This window comes from Sandaracinaceae bacterium (assembly GCA_016706685.1).
Taxonomy (GTDB): Bacteria; Myxococcota_A; Polyangia; order Polyangiales; family Houyiibacteriaceae; genus JADJJE01.
This window is the reverse complement of the sequence record JADJJE010000043.1, coordinates 1-23,069: the sequence shown is the minus strand read 5'-3', so window position 1 is coordinate 23,069 and position 23,069 is coordinate 1. Positions and strand designations below refer to the sequence as shown.

The window sequence follows — 23,069 nt, the reverse complement described above, 5'->3', positions numbered from 1 at the left end:
GCTTCAGCCTGAGGATTCAACACAAGTCTTGGCAGGCTCTGGTCAGCATGAATCGGACCTGTTTCAAGGGATATTGGCACCCCGGCTTGAAAGCCGGGGCAGCATCCCAGGCCCGGACAGGCGCGGAAGTCCAGTCCCTACCGGGCCCGGACTGGGCAGTTCCAAGCAGGAGAACTGTTGAGCTTCAAGCTGCGGATGACGCGGAACTCGAGACACATCCGACCTTGAACGACGCAGTCCGCGCCCGGTAGGGGGCGGACTTCCGCCAGTGCGCCCAGCATGGGCGCTGACCCGGAGGTGAAAGTCCTCCCCCAAGTAGTTCACAACGAAGGAAGGGAAGCGCAAGGGCGGGAGGGTGACCGACCGTCCGGAGGAAGCGTGGAACGCATCTGCGAGCCGATGAACAAGAAACGGATACGAGGCGGGGCAGCCTGGGGCGAGCGGGCTGGTGACCGCGAAGCCGCAGTGAACAATGGGCTGCAGCGTAGATCCGGCGGTTGTGCGGAGAAGGTCAGCGTTCTTACCTGGGGAGATCTCGCCTCATGCCCGAAAGGGCGACGCGTTCACGACGCGGAGCGAGAAGTCAGCCGAGGTCGTAGTAGGCCGCGTCGCGAGACGGTGCCGAAGGACCGAACGATGGGAAGGGCATCACGCCCGGGAGTCTCGATGTAGCCATGGTCCAGAAGTCCAAGCAGTTGGAGCTTCCGTTCGAAGGTAGGGGTGAAACCCCGAGAGCAGAGCGGAGTGGGCAAGCGACGTCGGCGACGACCGGAAACGAAGGCCCAGGAATGGACGCGCTCATGGAGCGTGTGCTCGATCACACGAACGTGCAGCGCGCATTGAAGAGAGTGAGAGGGAACAAGGGGAGTCCCGGTATCGACGGGATGACGGTGGATGAGCTGCCGGAGTGGATGAAGGACCATTGGGTACGTGTCCGCGAGGAACTCCTCGCGGACACGTACCAACCCCACGCGGTGCGCCGCGTGATGATCCCGAAGCCCGGGGGTGGCGAGCGCATGCTCGGCATCCCCACGGTGCTCGACCGCTTGATTCAGCAGGCCCTGTTGCAGGTCTTGCAGCCGCCGTTCGACGCGACCTTCTCGGAGCACAGCCACGGATTCCGCCCAGGACGAGGAGCACACGGCGCCATGCGCGAGGTGTGCGCCATCGTCGACGGAGGGAAGCGGTGGGTGGTGGACGTGGACCTGGAGAAGTTCTTCGACCGCGTGAACCACGACGTGCTCATGGGGAAGCTCGCGAAACGAATAGTGGACCGGCGAGTGCTGAGGCTCATCCGCCGCTACCTGAACGCAGGCGTGATGGCGAACGGGGTCACGGTGGAGCGACACGAGGGCACACCGCAAGGTGGCCCACTGTCGCCCTTACTTGCGAACGTGCTCCTCGACGAAGTCGACAAGGAGTTGGAGCAGCGCGGCCACGCGTTCGTCCGCTACGCGGACGACCTGCGCGTGTTCGTGCGGACAAAGAGAGCCGGCGAACGCGTCATGCGCTCACTGGTGACACTCTTCGGCCGACTCCGCCTCCGCGTCAACGACGCCAAGAGCGCGGTGGCTCGGGCGACCGCGCGACCCTTCCTCGGCTTCGCGCTGTGGCAGGCTCCCGGGGGCGCAACGAAGCTACGGGTGGCGCCCAAGGCTCTTCACACCATGAAGGACCGAGTGCGCGAGCTCACGCGTCGAACGCGTGGGCGCAGCCTCGCCGAAGTCGTCCAGTCCCTCGCCGCCTACCTGAACGGCTGGCTCGGATACTTCCGAGTCGCTTCGAGAGGGAAGCGGTTTAGGGAGCTAGACGAGTGGATCCGTCATCGACTGCGGGCCTACCAGCTCAAACAATGGAAACGCGGCCCAACCGTGTTCCGTGAGCTGCGGGTCCGGGGGCTGAGCGCCGACGCTGCCGCACAGGTGGCGGGCAACGCACGGCGCTGGTGGCGGAACTCGGCCATGGCCATCAACGCCGCAATCCCCATCGCCTTCTTCGACGGGCTAGGCCTCCCACGCCTCGCCCTCTGACCTCAACCCATCGAACCGCCTGGTGCGGACCCGCATGCCAGGTGGTGTGGCAGGGGAGCCCGAGTCTACTACTCGGGCCCCCTATGCCGATTTGATCCAGGCCCGGGATGCTGCCCCGGACCTCGGTCCGGGGTGCCCATGGTGCCTTGCCGAAAGGCGAATCGGCTGCCAGCAAGATGTGTGGAATCCTCAGCTGAAGCGGAGCGCGCCTATCAGAGCTTGCTGCAAAGCCTCTAGGCCACCGACGCGCTCAGCGCGTGAGGCCCGGCAGCTCCAGCGTGAGCGACAGCATGCCTTCTTCGGCGCGCAGGTTGCCGAGCGCCAGCGCCTCGAACATGGCGGCCACGCTGCCGTTGGTCATGCGGGCGCGGACGGCCGGGACGTTGCGCAGGTCCACGCGGAAGAGGTCGTCGGCCTCCTTGTCCACGAACACGCCTTGGCTGCTGATGGGGGCGCCGCCGAGGGCGACCGACCAGAGGGTGTGGGCCACCACGGCGGCGACGGCGGCCACCAGCTCGGGCACGTGGCGCTCACGGCCCAGCTCGCGGGGCTCGAGGCGGAAGACCACCTCTTTGGCGCCGCGCGGGGCGAAGCGCACGTCCCAGGGCACGAGGCCCACCTCGATGTGTGTGCCGTCGTCGAAGGTGGCGTCGATGCGGATGCGGCCTCCCTGACACGCCACGGAGGCCTCGCGCACCCCTTCGGCGTGGGCGATGGCGCGCGTGAGCACCTCGTCGGGGACACGCGCCTGGCGGGCGGCCACCTCGCTCAGAAGCTTGCGGGCGGCCGCCACGGGGCCGGTGGTGAGCGTGCGCTGCGCCTGGTCGCCCACGCGCCGCACCAGGCTGCGGAAGTCGTCGCGACGGCTCACGAGGCGGCCTCGACCTCGCCCACGTCGATGTCGTCCGCGCTGCTCGCGTCGGTGTCTTGCAGGCGTGCGGAGTGGGGGGTGCGGAAGGCGGCCAGGTCCATGGGCGAGTGGCGCTCCCCGTTGCGCACGCCGAACAGCCCGCTGCGCACCAGGCGAACCGGCAGCTCGTCGGTCGCTTCGGCCGACAGCAGCGCGGCGATCACCTCGAGCGGCTTGGCGCTGCCCTCGGCGCGCATCCACGTGGTGAAGCGCACGGGGATCAGGTCGCCCACCAGGCCGGCCTCGGCGAGCTTGTCGTGGCCCTCACCCACGGCCACCTCGCGCAGGATCTGACGCACGTTGATGACCCGGCCGATGCCCTTCACGCGGCGCACCACCTCGATGCTGTCGCTCGCCGCGCGGGCCTCCACGTGCGCGCGCAACGCGGCCTCGTCGGCGAAGCCCAGGGACGGGATCGCGGACCGCGGGATGGCGGCCACCCACTCGGCGTCGGTCAGGATGCGCCCGAGCGCAGGGTCGTTGGGCCCCAGCACCCGCGCGCCGGTGAAGCGCACACCCTCGAAGGCCACGCCGTTGAGTCGCTCGAGCAGGTCGTCCACCTCGGCCTCGGCCACGAACCCGGCGCGCAGCTTGAGGTCCAGGAACTCGCCGAGGCTGGGGATGCCCAGCGAGAGCGCCGGCGAGAAGGTCATCTCGGGCCGCGGGTGGAAGCCCTCGGTGTAGTACATGGGCATGTCCAGGCGGCGGAACATGCGCGGGAACAGGCGCACCAGGTCGAGGTGCCCCTGGAACGCGAAGCGCCCCGTCTTCTGGAACGCGAGGCGCAGGCGCATGCGCTCGCCCTGGTCCTTGCGCGTGTGCGGCACGTTCACGTAGGGCGTCTGCGGGTTGCTCGGGGTGGCGTCGCTCTCGGCGTCACGCGCTGCTTCGGCCGCTTCCGCCGCGTCTTGAGCCGCCTCCGCTTCCGCGAGGGCGTTCAGGGTCTGCTGCGCCGTGCTCAGCTCGTGGTCGTCTGCCTCCGGCTGGCCGGGATCGACGGTGACGTTGGGCAGCGCGTGGCGAGGCTCCTCGGCGCCGAGCACGCGCAGGCGCACCAAGCGCTCCTCGCGCATCTCGGTCATGTCGCACGCGATGCCGCAGTCGTAGCAGACCAGCCGGCGCGTGTCGGCGCTGGCGTCCTTCACGTTGGTGTGGTGGATGAACGCGCCGGCCACCTTGCCGCACGGCGGGCTGAGCTTGTTCTTGAGGGCTTTCCTGTACTCGCGCGCCAAGAAGCCGTCCTCGAGCCCCACGTCCAGGTGGTCCCAGGGCAGCCGCGCGGTCACGGGCAGGGTGCCCAGCAGCGCCGCCGTGTCGATCTGGTGCGCGGCCATGGCGTCGCTCCACACGCCGAGCTTCATCTGGTCGTCCCACGAGTCGAACCGGCAGCCGCCGTCGTACGCGTCGGAGATCACGTTCGCCAGGCGTCGGTCGCCGCGCGCCAAGACGCCCTCCAGCCACGAGCCCTTCGAGTCGTGCACCTTGAGCTTCACCTTACTGCGGCGCGCGGCGTCCCGCAGGATGCGCTGCTTCCGGCGCACCTCGTCGTAGTCGTTCATGGCCGACCACTGGAAGGGCGTGTGCGGCTTGGGCACGAACGTGGACACGCTCACCGTGACCTCGCCACGGTTGTCGCGGCGGGCCTCGGCGCCTCGCTTCCACGCGCGGTGCCCCGTCCAGACGATGCCCTCCACGTCTTCGTCTTCCTCGGTGGGAAGCCCGATCATGAAGTAGAGCTTCATCTTCTTCCAGCCGCGCGAGAACACGCGCTCGGCCGTCTCGAGCAGCTGCTCTTCCGTGACGTTCTTGTTCACCACGTCGCGCATGCGCTGCGTGCCCGCTTCGGGCGCGAACGTGAGGCCGCCGGCGCGCTGCGACTTCATGTCGTCCAGCACGTCCTCGCTCAGGCCGTAGGCGCGCAGCGAGCTCACGCTCACGTTCACGCGCTGCCCCTCGAGGGCCTTCATGGTCTGCTGCACCAGCGGCGCGATGGCGCTGTAGTCGGCGGTGGACAGCGACGTGAGCGAGGCCTCGTCGTAGCCGCCGTTCTTCACGGCCGTCACGATGGTGTCGATGATCTGCTGCGGCCCGCGCTCGCGCACCGGGCGGTAGATCATGCCGGCCTGGCAGAAGCGGCAGCCCTCGGTGCAGCCGCGCGCGACCTCCACGGAGACCCGGTCGAAGATGGTCTCGGTGGCGGCCACGGGCCCGCCGGTCGGGAAGGGATACTCGTCCAGGTTCGCGACGAACGTGCGCTCCACCGGGTAGGGCGCGTCGGGGTGACCGGGCTCCACCACCAAGAGGCCGGTGTCCGGAGAGAGCATGGTCTCGTAGAGCGCGGGCACGTACAGCCCGCCCAGCTTGGCCAGCGCCACCAGGCGCTCACGGCGCGGCACGCCAGCGTCACGCAGGGCCGCCCAGGCGAGCATGACCTCGGGCAGCTTGGCCTCGCCGTCGCCGATCAGGAACACGTCGATGAACGGCGCGATGGGCTCCGCGTGTGTGGCCACGGGGCCGCCCGCGATGACCAGCGGGTCGGTCTCCCCGCGCTCGTGCGCCCAGCGCGGGATGCCACCCAGGTCCAGCATCTGCAGGATGTTGGTGTAGGTGAGCTCGAACTGCAGCGAGAAGCCCACGATGTCGAAGTCGCGCAGCGGCCGCCCCGACTCGAGCGAGAGCAGCGGCACCTCGTGCTGGCGGAGCTTCGCCTCCATGTCGGGCCACACCGCGTAGCAGCGCTCGGCCAAGAGCTTCGGGTGCGCGTTGATGAGCCCGTACAGGATCTTGTAGCCAAGGTGGCTCATCCCGATCTCGTACATGTCGGGGAAGCCGAGGAGGACGCGGCAGCTGACCGAGTCCCAGTCCTTGTGGATCTCGCCGGGCTCGCCGCCCAGGTACTTGGCGGGGCCCTGCACTTGGTGGAGGAAGGGGAGGTAGGGGTGCTCGCGACGATCCATGGGTCGATTCTACTGCGGTGGGGGGTGCGCGCTGTCAACTGGCGCCAGGGCCGGAAGAGGTCGAGTCAGTTCAGAGCGTGGCCGTCATCCTGAGGCCCCCGTGACAGGCATGGAGCGTCGCGTTCGTTCTTCTTTCACAACAGTCTTGTTGTACAACGTTTTTGTTGTACAATGAATTTGTTGCACAACAGAAGCGTTGCGTAACCAGCACACTGGAGACGAAGATGCCCAAGCTCCCCATCGCCGGTCCCATCGCCAAGGGTGACGATTTCTTCGGACGTTCCAGGGAGTTACGGCGCCTCTGGTCACTACTGGACTCTGGTCATGTGCTGCTGCTCGCGCCGCGTCGCGTGGGCAAGAGCTCCATCCTTGCCCGTATGGCGGTTGACGCGACCGAGCACGACTTCGCCACCTTCCAACAGAGCGTGGCAGGTTGCCAAGACGAGCTGACCCTCGTGCGCGACCTGTACAGGGCCGTTCTCGAGGTGGATGGAACCATCATCCAGAAGCTCGGCAACAAGCCGTGGGCTACCAATTTCGCACGCTTCCTTCCCAAAGCCGCGACGCTAGGTCCCGTCGCCTTCACGTTCGATGAAGCCGCCGCGGCTCCGTGGCGCGACTTGGGCGAGGCGCTCATCCGCGTGCTCTCTGAGCACCAGGACAAGAAGTACCTCTTCCTGATCGACGAACTGCCGCTGTTCGTGCTCAACCTCCTCCAGCAAGACCCAGCCCGGGCGAGAGCGTTCCTCGAGTGGTTCCGCGGCGTGCGTCAGCGTCTGGACAACGTCCGCTGGTTGCTCGCGGGTTCCGTGGGTCTCGACAGCATCACGCGCGCTGCGGGGCTCACGTCGACCATCAACGACCTCCAAGCCATGCACCTCGGGGAGTTCAGTCCTCAAGACGCCGACGGTTTCATCACTCAAGCGACCGAGCGCGCGGGCTTTGAACTGGACCCACCCACGCGTGCCTATCTACTAGGTCGCGTTGGGTGGCCGATCCCGTTCTTTCTCGCCCACTTCATCAGGGAGCTCGATGACATCCGCCGCGATGGAGGAGAGCTCGACACGCACTCCGTGGACACCGCCTTCGGCCGACTCGTGTCAGTCGAGCAGCGGGTCATCTATGCGCACTGGGAGGAGCGCCTCGCCCAGCAGTTCATTCAGGCGCACGCGGACCTCGCCCACGACCTCCTCGACACCATCGCAGTCGACCCTCTCGGGCCCACCGAGGAGGCGCTCTTCGTCACGATGGTGGATGAGAAGCAGGTCGCTGCTTGCCGGATGGTGATGAACGACCTGCTCTCCGACGGCTACATCGTGTGCGCCGAGGACGGTCGTTGGAAGTTCCGTTCCCCCATGCTCCACGCGTACTGGAAGAAGTTCGCGCGCCGAGGAAACCGTGTCTGACCCCACCCGAGAGTCGCTGCACGGCGTTGCCCTCTACAACCCGCACCTGCTGTCCAAGGACGAACTCAAGCGGGACTTCGTAGCCCGCCGGGCGCAGTTCGACTCGCTGGTCGCCGACTTGCGGTCCCGGACGACGTCGACCCCACAGCACCACCTGATACTGGGCCAGCGAGGCATGGGGAAGTCGACGCTCCTGCGACGTATCGCGTATGAGATCCAGGACGACGCAGAACTGAATGCGGCCTATATCCCCCTGCAGTTTCCCGAGGAGCAGTACAACATCAAGCACCTGGGCGATCTTTGGCTGAACTGCCTGGACGCGCTGTCGGATGCGCTAGAGGCGGAAGGCAACAAGCAGCAGTCCGACGCCCTGGACGCTGCCATCGAGAGCGCCCATCGCAGCTCACCAGGTGATTTGGAGGACGCCGCTCGCACCGTCCTCTTCACCTCGGCGAAGCGGCTCGGCCGGCGCCTCGTGCTGCTGCTCGACAACGCCGACGTCGTGTTCGACCGCATCAAGGAGGCCGACTGGGCGCTCCGGGACGCCATCTCTAAGTCGGACGCGCTGGTGCTCATCGGCGCGAGCTCGAACGCGATTGAGCACACCCACCGCTATGGGCAAGCGTTCTACGACTTCTTTCGCGTGACACGCCTTGGCGGTCTGCAAGATGAAGAGGCGCGTGATGTGCTGCTCGCGCTAGCCGACCGGCAGGGCAACGAAGAGGTGCGTCGCATCGTGGTGGAGACCCCCGAGCGCGTGGCGGCGGTTCGCACCCTGGCGGGAGGAAACCCGAGGACCATTGCTACCCTGTACGGGATCCTAGCGGCATCCACTCATGGCGACGTGCGCGGGGACCTCGAGATGCTGCTCGATCGCCACACTCCGCTCTACAAGGCGCGGTTCGAGGTGTTGCCCGACCAAGCGCAGCAGGTTGTCGATGCGCTGTGCATCCTCTGGGACCCCGCACGCGCCAGTGATGTCGCGGAGCATGTTGGCCTTGAGCTGAACAAGGTCTCAGCTCAGCTTGATCGACTGGTCACCGATGGCATTGTCGAGAAGGTGCTTTCGGTCGACAAGAAGACCGGCAGGAGGTCAAAGAGACACGCATTTCAGATTTCCGAGCGATTCTTCAATATCTGGTATCTGATGCGCGCGAGTCGACGCGTCCGACGGAAGCTCATCTGGTTGGTGCGTTTCCTTGAATCGATGCATGGAAAGCGTGGCCTCACTCAGGAAGCGAGCCGCATAATGAGGGTACTCGGGGGTGGGCTGCCCAGCGCACACGACGTCGAACTCGCGCTGTCTCTGCTCGAGCGACTTCCCAACAACAATATGAAGACAGGCCTCCTGTGGGAGCTTGCGCGAAGCCGCAGCGTCGAGTCAGACAGTATCGCGAATCGAGTTGAAAACACGGATGTGTACAGCCTCCGAATTGTCGATAGAGCCACCAAGGTGCGATGGGTTCGCGAGAGATTCGAGGCGCTTCTCACGGAGCGTTCAGCCAATCACTCGCAAGATCTGTCGAGTCACAATGTATCGAAATTCATTCGTCAAACTGTGGATGAATTCATGATGAATCCGGCGCTCTTGTGGGTACATAAGATCGAGCTTGTAAAATCTATTGACAGCGCCGATGGTCCTGGCTCAATGCTCTTGTTGGTTCAGTTGGCGATGGATACGTTTTTCGATCAGTGCACCGTTCCTTCGATCGAGCGTGGGATGAGAGTTGACGACGATCATGGTTCCTCGCGTGCTGCTGCTGGTCGCAAAGCATGATTCCCTTGCGGCCGACGCCGAGATTCGTCTCTTGAGCGGGGGCGGTGCCGCGATAACCCGGTCCGCGGTCGATGCGCTCCTGCGCTTCGCCGTTTGCTGGGATCGAGCGGCACTCGTTCGAGATCGACTCGATCGCACCGGCCTTGCGGAACAGTGGTTGCCCATCCGGCACGCGTTGCACGCAATCGTTTTGGGGACGCGGGACGTGCTTGATGGGTTAGCTCCCGAAGTCAGAGAGCCGGCGGCAACTTACTTCGATGAGTGGGCCGCCCTCGCACCCTCATCGTCAAGGGTTCCGAGCACTTGACGCGCCGCCGCAGCGACGCGGGTCTGGCTGGTCTGAGAGAAGTCGGCTAGAGCGCGGATCAGGATTGCCGGAGAACTCCGGCGACGCACGAAGGTTCGCAGGCAAGGCGCGACGATGAGTTAGAGCGTGTCCCACCCGAACTTCCCCAGCTCGAACGCGTGGTCCGACAGCGCCTTGATGTGCTCGTCGTCGTTGTCGTCGATCTTCCGGAAGTTCGTCCGAATCCGGCCACCCGCGCGCCCGGCGAACACATCCAAGATCCGCAGCTGTGTCTCCACGTCAGCCGCGCCGGCCTCGATGGCCGAGTTCACGCGCGACATGACGCAGGCCCACACGAAGAGGTCGATCATGATCTCGGCGAGGCGGTTCGAGGCGAACTGCTTGCCGATGATCTCCTTGCCGTGCTTGCGCAGGATGCGGTCCACGGCGCTGGCGAGCTCACGGGTGGACTGCTCGAAGGCCTCGGCGTGCTTGCCCAGCTGCGGCGAGAGCTTGGTGAAGTGGGTGCCCTGGCGCTTCGCGCCGGTCGCCAGCTGCGCGTGCTTGGCGGCGTAGTCCTGGAGCACGCCGAAGCCCTTGATGGGCGCCGAGAAGAGGGACTTGCGCACGCTCATGAGCTCCTTGAGCTCCGAGGCCACGCCGTCCATGCCGTTGAGGGCGATGAAGAGGCGCAGGATGTCGTTGGTGCCCTCGAAGATGCGGTTGATGCGGCAGTCGCGCAGCATGCGCTCGTAGGGGAACTCGCACATGAAGCCGTTGCCGCCCGCGATTTGCAGGCCTTCGTCCACGGTGCGCCAGAGCGCCTCGGTGGCGTACACCTTGCTGATGGCGGCCTCCACGGCGTAGTCCTCGAAGCCCGCGTCCACCAGGCCGGCCACCACGCTCACCACGGCCTCGGCCGCGTAGCAGTCCACCACCATGTGCCCGATCTTGCGGCGCACCAGGCCGTACTCGCGGATGGGCTTGCCGAACTGGGCGCGCTCGCTGGCCTGCGCGGTGGCCAGCTCGATGATCTTCTTCATGGCGCCCACCGAGCCGCCACCGAGGCCGGTGCGCCCCGAGTTGAGGATCTTCATGGCCACCTTGAAGCCCTGGCCCACCTCACCCAAGACATTGGCGTTGGGCACACGCACGCCGTCGAACGCCACGGTGGTGGTGCTGCTGGCGCGCAGGCCCATCTTGTCCTCGTGGGGCCCGATGCTGATGCCGGCCATGTCGCTGGTGACCAGGAACGCGGTCATGCCGCCCTTGCGGCCCTCGTCGGTCTTGGCGAACACGGTGAAGAAGCTCGCGATGCCGCCGTTGGTGATCCACAGCTTGTTGCCCTCCAGCACCCACTCGTCGCCCTCGCGGTGGGCCTTGGTGGTGATGGAGGCGGCGTCGGAGCCCGCGCCCGGCTCGGTGAGGCAGAAGGCCGCGATCATCTCGCCGGTGGCGAGCTTCGGGTAGTAGCGCGCGTTCTGGTCTTCGTTGCCGAACAGCAAGAGGCCGCGCATGCCGATGGAGCTGTGCGCGCCGATGGTCACCGCGGTGGACGCGTCGTACTTGGCCACCTCTTGGAGGGCGCGCGAGTACGCCATGCTGCCGAAGCCGAGGCCACCGTGCTCCTCCGGGATGACCAGGCCGAACGCGCCGAACTCCTTGAGCTCGTCGATGAAGCTCTCGGGGAAGTGCCCCTCGCGGTCCCACTTGCGGAAGTCGTGCGCGTGGGCGCCCAGCATGGTGGAGAGCGCGTCGGACACGCCACGCAGCATCTCCTTCTCGTCGTCGCTCATGGTGGGGAACGGCAGGAGGACGTCTTCTTCGATCTGCCCCATGCAGAGCGAACGCATGAAGCTCACCGACTTGTCTGAATCACTCTTGGCCATGGGGTTCTCCGGGGTTCGTGAGGGGACGCGGGCGCTCAGGTCACTCGGCGGGCATGCGCCAGAGGTTCACCTGGAAGGGGTTGGGGCTCTCGCTGGGGTCGAACGCGCCCACGGGCAGCACGCTGTCCACCAGGTGAATGGTCACGCCCTCGCAGCGCAGGTCGGGGCGGATGACATGCGCCGGGCCCACCGTGGTGGCGCCGCGCGAGGTGACCACCGGCAGGCTGGTGCGCTGCTGGTCGAACAGCTCCACGCTGCCCGCCTCGAGCAGGAGCGCGGTGGAGACGGTGCCCATGGTGAAGTGCCCGGCGAGGAAGTTGCGCAGCGCGGCCGGGTCTTGCTCGATGGCCGCGGGCAGGGCCTCGAGCGCCGCGTTGGTGGGCACGAACACGGTGCCCCCCTGCATCTCGGTGAGCGCCTGCACCAGTTGCGCAGGCTCGAGCAGCTGCAGGAAGCGCGAGGCCTCGGGCACTTGGCTGAGCGCCTCGATCGGCGCGGTGCACGCCATGGTCCACGTGGTGACCGTGATGGGCGCGCTCTCGGACTCGCCGCCCGTGGTGGGCTCTTCCGTGGCGGGTGCACCCGAGGACCCGCAGGCGCTGGCTCCGAGCGCGAGCAGGAGCGCGAGGGCGGTGACGAAGGAGGAGGGGGCGTGCCGCGTCGTCATGGCCGACAACCTACACGCGAACGGGGGGAGGTTCTAGCAGCACCTCGCTCGCCAGGCGGCGAGTTGGAGCCGGAGGCGCAGCCACGGGCGGAGGCACCCGGGGCCTCGGCGTGTACACTGACCACGATGCGACCTTCCCAACACCCCTCCTCGCTCGAGACGCTCGAGACGCTGCTAGAGAACGCCCGCCAGACGCACACCCCCGTGCGCTTGGTGCTCGGGGGGCGCTACGAGGAGCCCGTCCTCGCGCGCGTCACGGCCCGCAACGGCCCCACCTTCGAGTTCGCCATCGGCGCGCCGGGAGAAGTGACGGCGGTGCTGCGCATGGAGCACAGCGCGGTCGTCTTGCGGACCGACTGAGACGGCGCGCGCACGCGACTAGCGGGACACGAGCGGGAGCGGCACGTAGAACTGGGTGGCGCCGTACGTCTCGCCGAAGCCGCCCGGGCCCGGAACGGTGTCCGTCTGGACCTGGCCTGTGGCCCGCAAGGTGCCGGCCTCGAGCGCGGCTTGGCCGACCATGACTTGCGCCGCGGACGCGCCCGCCATGCTGAGGTCCAACCCCGACACCATCACGTCGTCGCTGGTGTTCATCGTGGTCGCCCGGATGTTGAAGCAGGGGTCGATGAGACACAGCAGCGGCGTGCGCGCCAACGAGTGGAAGGGCAGCAACGAAGGCGGATCCACGCGCACGCCCCACTCACAGATCCACGCACCGTCCACCCGCAGCACGCCGAACACGCCCGCGTTGCCCAGCTGGCGCTGCTCCATGCGCGCGTCCAGCAAGAGCCCGCCCGCGGCACTGACGGCGCGTGTCTGGTCTGCCATGCCCAGGCCGCTCGGTGCCCAGTCCAGCTCGGCCACGTAGCACTGTGTCGCCATGCTGCCGTCGGCACACGGCGTCTCCGCCTGGTTCACGGCCTGCACGAAGAAGCCACCGCACGCAGGCGGCAGACAGTCACGCTCGTCGATGCGCACGAGGTACGTGGTGACCTCGCCGGGCATGCCCAGGTCAGGATCACCCGCGTCGTAGCCCGCGTCCGAGGGGCCCGCGTCCACATCGGCATCCATAGTGTCCGCGTCCATCAGCGCCGAGTCGAGCGCCGTGCTTCCGTCGGCGCCTCCACCCGCATCGGTGGCCCCCGAGTCGGTCGTGCTCGCGTCCATGCGGCCCGCGTCCCCTGCGCTGGACGCGTCGAGGCCCGCGTCCGCGTCGCCTGCGCCACCGCCGCAACCGGTGGCCACGCAGCCCGTCACCACCAACAACGCGAGCGCGTATCGCGCGCCGCGGGACCGCCAACCACCAACGCTCATGGGGAAAGAGTGCCAGCCCGCGCCTGCGAAGGCACGCTACCTCTCGTCGCGGTAGCCTTGCTTCGGAACCCCGCCCGGCGAAGCAGCACCACGCTCAGCCAGAGCCCCAGCGCGAACCCACCCAAGTAGACGGCGAGCGCCATGTAGACCAGCGGTGTCAGCTGCCCACCGGTGACGATGGGCACGCCGGGCGCGGGCTGCAGTGTGAGGAAGTAGAGGAGCGCGCTCTCCCCCAGCATGGGCGCGCACGGGTGCGAGAAGGCCTGCGGGCTGCGCAGCGAGCCGTCGAGCGCGGGCCAGCCGGTGGCCACCATCTGCGTGGTCAGCTCGTAGGCTTGGTCCAGGCGCCCGTTGCGGCGCGCCGCGGCGATGCCGAACGCGCTGGCCGAGGTGCCGAAGCCGCCCACCACGGGGCCCGCGTCGATCTCGAAGGTCCACTCGCCCTGCTGTGCGCTGCGTGGATACTCGCGGAAGCCCGTGGCCCAGCCCGCGTCCTGCCAGAAGTGCTCGCTGTGGGTCGCGTGCCAGCGCGCCGCGTCCTCGGGCCAGAGCTCGGCGGCATAGATGCCCACCCACGAGTTGCCGATGCCACGGCCCGGCTGGTTGGGCACGGGTGGCGCGTCGCCATAGAGATCCACGCGGAAGCGCACGAGGCCCAGCTCGTCGTCGTACGGGGCGACGAACGCGCGCCGCGCACGCGCCGCGAACGCGCTGTGGTCGGTGCCCAGCACGCGGTCGGCGCGCCGGATGTAGGCGATGGAGGCCATGACGTCGATGGGGTAGGTCTCGCCCGGGTAGTCCTCGAGCACGCCGTGCGGCGAGGCGTCGAGGTCCGCGGCGAGGGTCTCCACTTGGTCGCGCAAAAAGGCCACGTCGCGACCGTTGCGGGTGAGCGCCTCGTAGCTGGTGAGCCCGGCGATGAGCAGCGAGCGGAAGAACACGTTGTGGTCGTGCAGGTAGTCGCTGCCCCAGTGAGTGCGCACCCAGGTGTGGTGCAAGGGATCCATGATCAGGTCACGCGCGGCCTCGACGCTGGGCATGGCGTAACGCACGTCCACGCCTTGCTCGGCCAGCGCCTCCGTCGCGTTCAGGAAGAAGACGGCGCTGAAGATGGGCCACTCCGTTTGCGGCACGTCGTAGAGCGGGACGCTGGCCGCCACGCCGGAGGCCACGCGTTCACGCGCCCACGGCTCCATGCGCTCGCTCAGGCTGCGGTGCAGGAGCAGCGCTCGGTGTGGGACCCCACCGCGATGCAGTGCCGGGTCACGCAGGTCGCGCAGCACCAGCAGGGCGGGGGCACCGCAGCCGAGGAAGGCGGCGGAGAGCAAGGCGAGCGCGAGGGTCACGAAGAGCAGCTGGCGCGCGCGGGACCGGAGACGGTGGGTGGAGTGCATGCGAGCACTCTGGGGGCGCGAGCGGGGTCCTGCCGCAGGCGGTTCCGCGAGCGGTCGCCAACCCGTGGTGAGCGGTCGCAGGGCGTGCTCGAGCGGCGCGTCACCGCGGGCGCAAGTGGCTCAGACGCCCAAGCGCTTGCGCAGGTCGCGGGCCGCCTGGCGCGACACGGGCACCTCGGCGCCGCCGCTCAGCACGGCCGTGTAGCCCCCGGTGGGCAGCGCGCGCAGGCGCTCCACGTGGCTGAGGTTCAAGAGCGCGCGGCGATGCACCCGCATGAGCGACTGCCCCGTGACCCGCGCCTCGAGGTCCTGCAGCGACTCGTCGGTGATGTAGGACCGCGCCGCCGTGAACACGGTGACCAGCTCGCCGTCGTAGAGCGCATGCGTGATGGACGCGGGCGGCACCAGCACCACGTCTCCGCGCACGGTGAGCGCCACCCTGTCCGGCAGCTTGGTGTCCGGCTGGGTGACCTGCGCTGCGAGCATGCGGGCGCGCAGCCGCGCGAGGGCCTGCTCTAGCGCAGGGGCGTCCACGGGCTTGAGCAGGTAGTGCACCGCGCCGTGCTGGAACGCTTCCACCGCGTGCTGCTCGTGGGCCGTGAGGAAGATGACCGGCACCCCGCGCAGCGCCGCGAGCCGAGCCGTCTCGAGCCCGTTCATGCCGGGCATGTCCACGTCCAGCAGGGCCACGTCCACGTGGGCCGGGTCCAGGTGGCGCAGCACCTCGTCGCCCGAGCGACACTCGGCCACCAGCACGGTGTTGCCCAGCTGCTCGAGGAGCCGCGTGACGCGCTTGCGGGCCATCTTCTCGTCGTCGGCCACGATGACGCGCAGCGGGGTCATGCCGAGGCTCCGGGCGTGCGCGGGGGCGACGCCGCGATGCGGACGCGGGTGCAGGTGCCGGCCACTCCGTCCCGAGGCTCGGCCACCACGCTCAGCTGGGCTGCGCTCCCGAACGCGATGCGCAGGCGACGCTCTGCGGTGTCGATGCCCGTTCCCCCCTCGCGGCGCCCGCGGTACTCGCCGGAGTTCCAGAGCGTGACCTCGAGCGCCCCGGCTGTGACGGCCAGCGCCAGCGACAAGGGGGCTCCGGGCGCGCCGTGCGTGAGCGCGTTTTCGAACAGGGGCAGCAGCACCAGCGGCGGGATCTCGACCATGTCCGCCGAGGATAGCCCCGAAAGGTCCGTGTTCAGCGGATAGCGCTCGTCGTCGCGCAGCGCGTACAGGCGCTGGAGCGCCAGCAGCACCTCCACCTCGCGCGCGATGGGCCAGAGCGGCGTGCGGATGCCGTCGAAGAGCGTGCGCAGCATGGTGGAGAGCTCCAAGAGAGCGCGCTCCGCCACCAGCGGGTCTTCGCGGCACCACTCGGCGATGGCCCCCAGCGTGTTGAACAAGAAGTGCGGGTCGAGGTGCTGGCGCAGCGCCAGCAGGCGCGCGTTCTCGGCCTCTCGCAGCAGCTCGGAGCTGCGCTGCTCGGCCATGATGAGGCCCGCGGACAGGTCGATGTCGCGCCCCAGGATGAACCCCGCCATGGCGGCCAGCGTCAGGATGGCCGCCGCCGCCGGCGGGTGCGCCACGTAGGGCTCGAAGCCCAGCAGCGGGGGAAGGCCCACCGTGGTGAGCGCCACGAGCGACACGCACAGCAGGCCATACGCGAGCCCACGGGCGGGAGCACGCGAGCCCCGTTCCACCCAGCGCCACGCGGCGGGCACCAGCAGTACGAACGCGACCAGGAACCCCAGCAGCGTCAACAGCGCGGGCAGGCTGCGGGTGGTCAGGTACTCGGTGGCCAACAAGGCCGAACAGACCAGCGTGATGGGCACCGCGCGCCGCGCCTCGGCCAGCGCGCGCCAGGTGCTGGCCAGGCCGGCGTGAGTGGCGGAGTGAAGCCCGGGCGATGGCGGGCCCGACGACGCTGCCGCGGGCGAGCTCACCGGGGCGTCCCAGGCTGCGCTCCTCGCGCCGTGACCTGCTCGTGGATCTCACGGGTCAGCCCGTCGATCTGCAAGCTGAGCTTGTGCGTCAGCTCGGTCAGCTCGGTGTTCCGGTTGATGAGCGTGACCAGGAGGTTCAGCTGGGTGTGGCTCTCGTCCTGTTGGCGGAGCGCCTCGCGCGCGAGGTCTTCGCGGTGCCTCGCGTCGTTCTCGGCGGCGGCCTTGTCGCGGTCGGCTTGGCGCGTCTGGGCAAGCAAGATGAGCGGTGCCGCATAGGCCGCTTGAAGGCTGAAGGCCAGGTTCAGCAAGATGAACGGGTAGAGGTCGAAGGCCACCACACCCGCTGCGTTCAGGACGATCCACACCAGCACCAGCAAGCTCTGCGCGATCAGGAACGTGGGCGTGCCGAAGAAGCGCGCGAAGCGCTCGGCGCGCACTCCGAACCAGTCGCCTCCGAAGGCGGGCGCGAGGTGCACGCTGCCCGCGTGGAAGCGCAGGTGGTGGTGCTCCCCCGTGGGGGCAGTGGTGGAAGCCGGCGCCGTTGCCTTGTTGGGAGTGCTCATGCCCAAACGAATACGCGTCTGCGCGTCCGCCGTCGAGGAACCGAACCCCGGTGGCTCACCGGCGGCAGCGGATGTGCGCCATGAACACCGTGTCGACCTCGCCATCCTGGTCCACCCACAGCGCGATGGCCCCGTTGGGCATCGGCGTGATCTCGAGGGGGGCTGGGGTGGCGTGGTCGCGGCGCCGTGCAGGCGCGAGGCGCGCTTCGTCACACGGCGGGCAGTCGTCTCCCGTGCGCGAGAACCGCGCCACGAATGCGGCGGGTTCGTAGCGTAGGTCGACTCCCATGGAAGGGAGTGGAGGTGGGACATGGGAGCGGTCCAGGGGCAACGCACGAGGCGCCGCGAGCCTCCCCCGCGGGCCGACCTCCGCCACGAGGAAGGGGGTGTCGTCGGTGTCATGGAGCACCAGATCGAGCGCCCCGCTCGGCGTGTCGCGCAGCGCCGCCGGCCAGAGGCCCTCCGGGATGCCGTGGAGCTCCACCCCGTCGGGGCGGCCGGTCTGCACCATCACGAACCGCGGGCCGTCTCCACGCACCCGCTCCCACGAGAGGAATCGCACCGAGTCCCCGGTCCAGAACAGGCCGAGAGCGATCCAGTCGCGTCCTCGGCCTCGCCCCCGCCCACCACCGATCGTGGCCCCGAGGGCGCCGTCGGGCGCGACGCCATAGCGCACCACCATCGGCGTTCTGTGCTCGAACAGCACCCCGTAGACCACCTCACTGCCGCGCGCCGCCGCGTGAACGAACTGTGGCGCTTCCGGCACGCGCACGGTGCTCAGCGCTCCACGCGCGTTGCCCTCGTGGTCCAGTGTGCGGGCGAACAAGCAGTCGGTCCGGCCTCTCGCGCCGCAAGCCGCATGCGTCACCAGCAGCATCCCGCCGTCGGCCTCTCGCAGCGCCACGAAGTTGGCGATGGGGATCGTCACGTAGCGGGGAGTGGCGGTCTGCGATGTCAGGTCCAGCACAGCCACGCGGCCCGTGTCCACGATCCATGCACCAAAGACCCGGCCCCGCACGGCTGCAAGTGTGATCCCCCGAGGACCGAGAGGGTGAGGCGAGCGGAAGACTTCGTCTTGCTCCGTGGCGCAGGCCTGCGCTGCTGCGCGCTCGCTGCTCGTGGGCGCGGCCAGCAAACCGAGCACGACCAGCACGCTCCAAGGGGGGGCTCGAGTCACGCGGCCAGCTTGCCATGCGCGGCGGGTGACAATCCCGTGGGAAACGCGGCGTGCCTCCGTATACTCGGCCGGGCGCGGGGTCACTCTCGATCCGGCCGAGGAGCAGCGTCATGGGTCAAGGTGGAAGCCAGCTGGGTGGGATCGTGGGCCTCGTCATCGTGGTGGTGGTGCTCAACGGCCTCTCGTACATGTTCAACTGGGGCTGGACGTTCTACTGAAGCCCGCGTGGCGAGGGGAGCGGGCCGCCCGCTGGGCGGACGTGGTGTTCTCGGTGTCCGCGCTGCACGTCGCGTGGATGTGCCTGCAGGGGGCGGCAGGGCGCCCGTGGCCGGTGACCGCCGGCGTGGTGGCGGTGCACGTGGTCATGGCGGGGCTCTTCCTGGTGCGGTTGCCCGAGAGCGGCCCACCGCGCGTGGTCATGTGGCTGCCGGCGTTGCCTTCGCTCGCGCTCGGGGCCTTCGTGAGCGCCTCGCCGGACCTGAGCTTCAGCCCCGCGGCCACACTGCTGTTCTCGCTCGGTGCGCTGGGGATGCTGCTCTCCATGCTGGCGCTGGGGCGCTCGTTCGCGGTGCTCCCCGGCGCCCGGCGGCTGGTGGACCGCGGGCCGTACCGCCTGGTGCGGCACCCCATGTATGCGAGCGAACTCCTGATGTTCGCGGCGCTGGTGCTCCACCTCCACGCACTGTTCGCGGCGGGCCTGCTGGTGCTCGTGGGGCTCGCCCTCGCCTGGCGCATCACGGCCGAGGAGCGGGCCCTCGGGGCGCTCGGAGGCCACGCCGAATACACCGCGCGCGTTCGTCACCGGCTCATCCCGGGCGTGTGGTGAAGAGGGATTCTTCCGGGGCCATGCGGTACGCTTCCGGTTGTCTTCCCTGGAGCACGCCCATGACCAAGCACTCGACTCTCGGCCTCTTGCTCGCACTGCTGGTGCTCGGTGCGCTCGTGTCCGCGTGCTCTTCGGCGCACTCGCCCGGCCCGGACGGCGGTGGCCAGCCTGACGACGGGGTCCCAGAGGACTCGGGCCCCTACGTGCCCTCGTGTGAGCCCATGGCCGCAGCCATCGACCTGTGCGCCGTCGCGGTGTGCGCGCCGGTCACCGCCGCGTTCTGGGATGGCTCGGTCTGCGTGCCGGTGCACTGCAACTGCACCGGGCCCGAGTGCGCGGTGTACGCCACGGTGGCCGCTTGCCAGGCCGCGCATGCGTCGTGCGATGCGGCCCTCTGCACGGCCACGGGAGGTGCCTGGTTCAACCGCCCCGAGTGGTGCGGGCACTTCGAGTGCGGCGTCCCCTCCTCGCAAGCCTGCGCCCAGGCCACACCGGCGTGCGACTGCGGGGCCTCGCGCGTGTTCGGACCCGGCGTGGGCTGCGTGGACGGGCCACTCTGCGAGATCATCGCCACGGTCGCGCCCGACGTGCTGTGCGCCAACACGGGCGGTGAGTGGATGCTGGGCATCTGCGCGCCCACCACCTGCGGCCGCTTCTCGGACCTGGACTGCGCCCTGCCTGCCTGCGCATGCGGCGAGCTCGAGGTGTTCGACGCGGACCGCGGCTGCATCCGCAGCCCCACCTGCGAGGTGCGCCTGCTGGGCGAGGCCTGCACCACCACGGGCCTGTGCGCCGACAGCGTGTGCTGCTTGGACGGGGGCATCAGCGCCGACGCCAGCTGTGTGGCGCCGCTCTGCAGCGACCCGCACGGCGTGTGCGGCCCAGCGCGCCCCTGACCTGCGAGGCTCACCACCATGAAGCTCATCAAGCCCACGCTCGCCGAGTACGACGTCTACGCCTGGGAGAAGCTGCCGCTGCCCGAGCGCGCGCGCCAAGTGTGCCTCGCGTGGTGCCTCGAGGGCTATGGCTCGCCCCTGGCCGTGTACGTGTTCTACCTGCTGAAGGTGGCGGGCTACATCGCGCTCTGGTTCTTCTTCTGCGGCTTCACCCCTGGCCTCGGCAGCACCGCGGACTTCGGCGCGTGGTGGTCGCACCCGGTGGCGTTCCAGAAGGCCATCCTGCTCACCATGACCATGGAGGCGCTGGGCCTCGCGGGCTCGAGCGGCCCACTGACTGGGCGCTACCTGCCTCCGTTCGGCGGCTTCCTGTACTTCTTGCGGCCAGGCACCACCAAGCTCGCGCTCTTCCCCCAGCTGCCCGTGCTGGGCGGCAGCCAGCGCACGGTGGTGGATGTGCTGCTGTACGCGAGCGTCATCGGCCTGAGCGTGTTCGGGCTGGTGTCGCCGGCCATCTCCACACACGTGTTCCTGGCGCTAGCCGTGCTGGTGCCGCTCATGGGTGTGGCGGACAAGACGCTGTTCCTCGCGGCGCGCGCGGAGCACTACTTCCCCACCATCTTGTGCTTTGCGCTGCTGCCCAATTGGATCGCGGGCGCGAAGGCCGTGCAGCTCGCCATCTGGTTCTGGGCGGGGGTGTCCAAGTGCAACCACCACTTCCCCACGGTGGTGGGCGTGATGACCAGCAACCACCCCATCCTGCAGCCCAAGTGGCTGCGGCGGCGCGTCTACAAGAGCTACCCAAGCGACGTGCGGCCCGCGGCGCACACCACGGCGCTGGCGCACTTCGGCACGCTGCTGGAGCTGCTCATGCCCATGCTGCTGGCCTTCGCGGTGGGCGGCTGGCCGCTCACGCTGGGCCTCGTGGGCATGGTGGGCCTCCACTTCTTCATCTTCAGCAACATGCCCATGGCCGTGCCCCTCGAGTGGAACGTCATGGCGGTCTACGGCGGATTCGCGCTCTTCTACGCGCACCCCGAGGTGAGCTTCTGGCAGATCGAGAGCATCCCCGTGGCGCTGGTGTTGCTCACTTCGTTGGTGGTGGTGCCGCTGCTGGGCAACTTGTTCCCGGAGCGGCTCTCATTTCTGGTGTCCATGCGCTACTACGCGGGCAACTGGCCCTACTCGGTGTGGCTCTTCCGCGGCGACAGCGCGAAGAAGATGCAGGCGCTGAAGATGCCCGCGCCGTGGGTCTATGCGCAGCTCGAGCGCCTGTACGCGCCGCACGAGGCGCGCTCCATCGTGAGCAAGGTGTTGGGCTTCCGCATGATGCACCTGCAGGGCCGCGCGCTGTCGGAGCTCATCCCCAAGATGGTGGATGACCTGGCCGCCTACGACTACTACGACGGCGAGATCATCAGCGGCCTGGTGCTGGGCTGGAACTTCGGCGACGGGCACCTCAACAACGAGCGCCTGCTGCGCATCGTGCAGGAGAGCTGCGGCTTCGAGGAGGGTGAGCTGCGCGTGCTGTGCGTGGAGGCGCAGCCAATGCTGAAGCCCACCATGGCGTATCGGATCTATGACGCGAAGTGTGGGCTGATGACCGAGGGCAAGGTGGACGTGAACGCGATGCGCGACCGGCAGCCGTGGGATGCGCCGACGTCTTCGCGTGTTCCGGAGAACTAGCGGAACGCGCCCGTACACGCTCCATCGTTGAAGAACCCAGCGGGCGCCAGCCAGCGCCGGCGGGCGCCTCCCGCACCCCAGACGCAGCGGCGTGAATCCGAGCGTCTTCCGACGGACCGCCCCCTGCACCGCCTGGGCGGGTGCCCGCCGCCGCCACCGCTGCACCGCCCACCCTCGCGCTCACCTACGAGCGCCGGGACCCGAGCGCAGGCCCGCTGCATCAGCTCCTCAGCGACAAGCTGGAGAAGTACCTGGAAGCCCGCGCCGAGCGCCCGCTCCCCGGCTTCGCGGTCGACACGCTCCGTGGCTTCCTCCGCTGCGGCATCCTCAGACACGGCTTCGCCCGCTTCCGCTGCGACGACTGCGCCCAGAGCCGCCTCGTGGCCCTCAGCTGCAAGCGTCGCGCCTTCTGCCCCCGCTGCGTGGGCCGGAAGATGGCGGACCAGGCCAAGCACCTGGTGGAGAACGTCCTGCCGCCCGTCCCCTTTCGTCAGTGGGTGCTGTCCTTCCCGCACGCGCTGCGCTGGCGCATGGCCCACAACCACGAGCTCACCCTCGGCGTGTGGGGCATCGCCCGAGCGGCCATCGATGCGATCTACCGTGCCCGCGCTGCCAGTGTCGGGCCGCCTGGCCAGCACAGCAGCGCCCGCCCAGGCAGTGTCATGGCCATCCAGCGCTTCGGCGGTGCGCTGAACCTCAACGTGCACTTCCACGCGCTCTACACGGACGGCTCGTTCTACGAGCGCAGCGACGGCCAGCTCGTGTTCCTGCACGCCGCCCCACCCACCGTGGCGGAGCTCGCCGCGCTGGTGGCCGACATCAAGCGGCGCGTGGTCCAGCTGCTGCAGAAGCTGGGCCTCGGGCCAGACGAGGACGACGACTGGGACGCCCAGCAGCTCTTGTTTGGCATGGGCGAGCTCTACGGCGAGGGCGTCTTCCACAAGGGCGCCCAGCGCCTGCGCAACGGAAAGCCCCGCGTCCCAAGCACGTTCGCCCGACTCAAGGCGCACGAAGACGGCTTTGATCTCGACGCCCACGTCACCGTGGCCGCCGGAGCCCGCGCGAGCCTCGAGCAACTGGTCCGCTACATCCTGCGTCCACCCCTCAAAGAAACACGACTCACCCTCCATGCCACCAGCGTGGAACTGACACTGAAGACACCCTGGAGCGACGGCACCACCCAGATACTCTTGACGCACGACCGCTTCATCGACCGCCTGGTCACCCTGGTCCCTCCACCGCGCGTCAACACCCTGCTGTATGGTGGCCTCTTCGCCGCGAACGCCCGCCTCCGCCCCCTGGCGGTGGCCTACCAGCGCCCGGGCGTGTTCCCACGCAAGCGCGCCCGGCCAGCCAA

The 23,069-nt window shown here is 68.6% G+C and carries 18 protein-coding genes; 8 read left to right on the top strand and 10 right to left on the bottom strand.

Features of this window, described 5'->3' with window-relative positions; genetic code table 11:
- Positions 1-674 precede the first annotated feature (674 nt).
- The gene (gene ltrA, locus IPI43_29655; GenBank protein ID MBK7778229.1) at positions 675-2,030 is read left to right on the top strand and encodes a group II intron reverse transcriptase/maturase; all 1,356 of its coding nucleotides are present in this window, start codon (positions 675-677) and stop codon (positions 2,028-2,030) included.
- A 250-nt stretch (positions 2,031-2,280) separates the two neighbouring features.
- Here ltrA and IPI43_29650 read toward each other — a convergent pair whose 3' ends face one another.
- Both IPI43_29650 and IPI43_29645 read right to left on the bottom strand, forming a co-directional pair.
- Positions 2,281-2,901, bottom strand: a complete 621-nt coding sequence (locus tag IPI43_29650; GenBank protein ID MBK7778228.1) for a hypothetical protein — start codon at positions 2,899-2,901, stop codon at positions 2,281-2,283.
- Positions 2,898-5,897: a TIGR03960 family B12-binding radical SAM protein gene (locus tag IPI43_29645; GenBank protein ID MBK7778227.1), complete on the bottom strand. Its 3,000-nt coding sequence runs from the start codon at positions 5,895-5,897 to the stop codon at positions 2,898-2,900. Before IPI43_29645 ends, IPI43_29650 begins: the two co-directional genes overlap by 4 nt.
- 224 nt (positions 5,898-6,121) lie before the next feature.
- Here IPI43_29645 and IPI43_29640 point away from each other — a divergent pair, with 224 nt between their 5' ends.
- A complete protein-coding gene (locus IPI43_29640) occupies positions 6,122-7,303 on the top strand; it encodes an ATP-binding protein (protein MBK7778226.1) in 1,182 nt (393 codons plus the stop codon).
- Positions 7,296-9,080 (top strand): ATP-binding protein, encoded by a 1,785-nt coding sequence (locus tag IPI43_29635; GenBank protein MBK7778225.1) that lies wholly within the window; start codon positions 7,296-7,298, stop codon positions 9,078-9,080. The genes IPI43_29640 and IPI43_29635 overlap by 8 nt, the downstream gene beginning before the upstream one ends.
- A gap of 426 nt (positions 9,081-9,506) precedes the next feature.
- Here IPI43_29635 and IPI43_29630 read toward each other — a convergent pair whose 3' ends face one another.
- Positions 9,507-11,255 (bottom strand): acyl-CoA dehydrogenase family protein, encoded by a 1,749-nt coding sequence (locus tag IPI43_29630; GenBank protein MBK7778224.1) that lies wholly within the window; start codon positions 11,253-11,255, stop codon positions 9,507-9,509.
- A 40-nt stretch (positions 11,256-11,295) separates the two neighbouring features.
- Positions 11,296-11,922: a fasciclin domain-containing protein gene (locus IPI43_29625; GenBank protein MBK7778223.1), complete on the bottom strand. Its 627-nt coding sequence runs from the start codon at positions 11,920-11,922 to the stop codon at positions 11,296-11,298.
- 126 nt (positions 11,923-12,048) lie between these two features.
- On the opposite strand from IPI43_29625, the gene IPI43_29620 reads away from it, so the two are divergent.
- Complete coding sequence (locus IPI43_29620) at positions 12,049-12,282, top strand: hypothetical protein (GenBank protein ID MBK7778222.1); 234 nt, start codon at positions 12,049-12,051, stop codon at positions 12,280-12,282.
- A gap of 18 nt (positions 12,283-12,300) precedes the next feature.
- Here IPI43_29620 and IPI43_29615 read toward each other — a convergent pair whose 3' ends face one another.
- The 6 genes from IPI43_29615 to IPI43_29590 all read right to left on the bottom strand — a co-directional run bounded on the left by IPI43_29615 (position 12,301) and on the right by IPI43_29590 (position 18,145).
- Positions 12,301-13,236: a hypothetical protein gene (locus IPI43_29615; GenBank protein MBK7778221.1), complete on the bottom strand. Its 936-nt coding sequence runs from the start codon at positions 13,234-13,236 to the stop codon at positions 12,301-12,303.
- Positions 13,233-14,630, bottom strand: a complete 1,398-nt coding sequence (locus tag IPI43_29610; protein MBK7778220.1) for a hypothetical protein — start codon at positions 14,628-14,630, stop codon at positions 13,233-13,235. Before IPI43_29610 ends, IPI43_29615 begins: the two co-directional genes overlap by 4 nt.
- 120 nt (positions 14,631-14,750) lie before the next feature.
- Positions 14,751-15,473: a response regulator transcription factor gene (locus IPI43_29605; protein ID MBK7778219.1), complete on the bottom strand. Its 723-nt coding sequence runs from the start codon at positions 15,471-15,473 to the stop codon at positions 14,751-14,753.
- Positions 15,470-16,564: a histidine kinase gene (locus IPI43_29600; GenBank protein MBK7778218.1), complete on the bottom strand. Its 1,095-nt coding sequence runs from the start codon at positions 16,562-16,564 to the stop codon at positions 15,470-15,472. Before IPI43_29600 ends, IPI43_29605 begins: the two co-directional genes overlap by 4 nt.
- Positions 16,561-17,127 carry a DUF1003 domain-containing protein gene (locus IPI43_29595; GenBank protein MBK7778217.1) on the bottom strand — a complete coding sequence of 189 codons (567 nt, stop codon included), beginning with the start codon at positions 17,125-17,127 and terminating at the stop codon, positions 16,561-16,563. Before IPI43_29595 ends, IPI43_29600 begins: the two co-directional genes overlap by 4 nt.
- 55 nt (positions 17,128-17,182) lie before the next feature.
- Positions 17,183-18,145: a hypothetical protein gene (locus tag IPI43_29590; GenBank protein MBK7778216.1), complete on the bottom strand. Its 963-nt coding sequence runs from the start codon at positions 18,143-18,145 to the stop codon at positions 17,183-17,185.
- Between the two features lie 421 nt (positions 18,146-18,566).
- Between IPI43_29590 and IPI43_29585 the strand changes: the two genes are divergently transcribed.
- The 4 genes from IPI43_29585 to IPI43_29570 form a co-directional block, all read left to right on the top strand.
- On the top strand, positions 18,567-19,130 hold the full coding sequence (locus tag IPI43_29585; protein MBK7778215.1) for a hypothetical protein: 564 nt from the start codon (positions 18,567-18,569) through the stop codon (positions 19,128-19,130).
- Positions 19,131-19,189: 59 nt separating this feature from the next.
- Positions 19,190-20,026, top strand: coding sequence for a hypothetical protein (locus IPI43_29580; protein MBK7778214.1), 837 nt, complete (start codon positions 19,190-19,192; stop codon positions 20,024-20,026).
- Between the two features lie 18 nt (positions 20,027-20,044).
- Positions 20,045-21,712, top strand: coding sequence for a DUF3556 domain-containing protein (locus IPI43_29575; protein ID MBK7778213.1), 1,668 nt, complete (start codon positions 20,045-20,047; stop codon positions 21,710-21,712).
- Positions 21,713-21,852: 140 nt separating this feature from the next.
- Positions 21,853-23,069, top strand: a 1,217-nt coding sequence (locus IPI43_29570) for a transposase (protein ID MBK7778212.1), incomplete at its 3' end; no start/stop codon positions are given.

Excerpts from the sequence above, each read along its gene's own strand:
- ltrA (MBK7778229.1), top strand. The coding sequence starts at position 675 with ATGGTCCAGAAGTCCAAGCAGTTGGAGCTTCCGTTCGAAGGTAGGGGT.
- IPI43_29595 (MBK7778217.1), bottom strand. The coding sequence starts at position 17,127 with ATGAGCACTCCCAACAAGGCAACGGCGCCGGCTTCCACCACTGCCCCC.
- IPI43_29625 (MBK7778223.1), bottom strand. The coding sequence starts at position 11,922 with ATGACGACGCGGCACGCCCCCTCCTCCTTCGTCACCGCCCTCGCGCTC.
- IPI43_29620 (MBK7778222.1), top strand. The coding sequence starts at position 12,049 with ATGCGACCTTCCCAACACCCCTCCTCGCTCGAGACGCTCGAGACGCTG.
- IPI43_29605 (MBK7778219.1), bottom strand. The coding sequence starts at position 15,473 with ATGACCCCGCTGCGCGTCATCGTGGCCGACGACGAGAAGATGGCCCGC.
- IPI43_29615 (MBK7778221.1), bottom strand. The coding sequence starts at position 13,236 with ATGAGCGTTGGTGGTTGGCGGTCCCGCGGCGCGCGATACGCGCTCGCG.
- IPI43_29645 (MBK7778227.1), bottom strand. The coding sequence starts at position 5,897 with ATGGATCGTCGCGAGCACCCCTACCTCCCCTTCCTCCACCAAGTGCAG.
- IPI43_29575 (MBK7778213.1), top strand. The coding sequence starts at position 20,045 with ATGAAGCTCATCAAGCCCACGCTCGCCGAGTACGACGTCTACGCCTGG.
- IPI43_29640 (MBK7778226.1), top strand. The coding sequence starts at position 6,122 with ATGCCCAAGCTCCCCATCGCCGGTCCCATCGCCAAGGGTGACGATTTC.
- IPI43_29580 (MBK7778214.1), top strand. The coding sequence starts at position 19,190 with ATGACCAAGCACTCGACTCTCGGCCTCTTGCTCGCACTGCTGGTGCTC.
- IPI43_29610 (MBK7778220.1), bottom strand. The coding sequence starts at position 14,630 with ATGCACTCCACCCACCGTCTCCGGTCCCGCGCGCGCCAGCTGCTCTTC.
- IPI43_29630 (MBK7778224.1), bottom strand. The coding sequence starts at position 11,255 with ATGGCCAAGAGTGATTCAGACAAGTCGGTGAGCTTCATGCGTTCGCTC.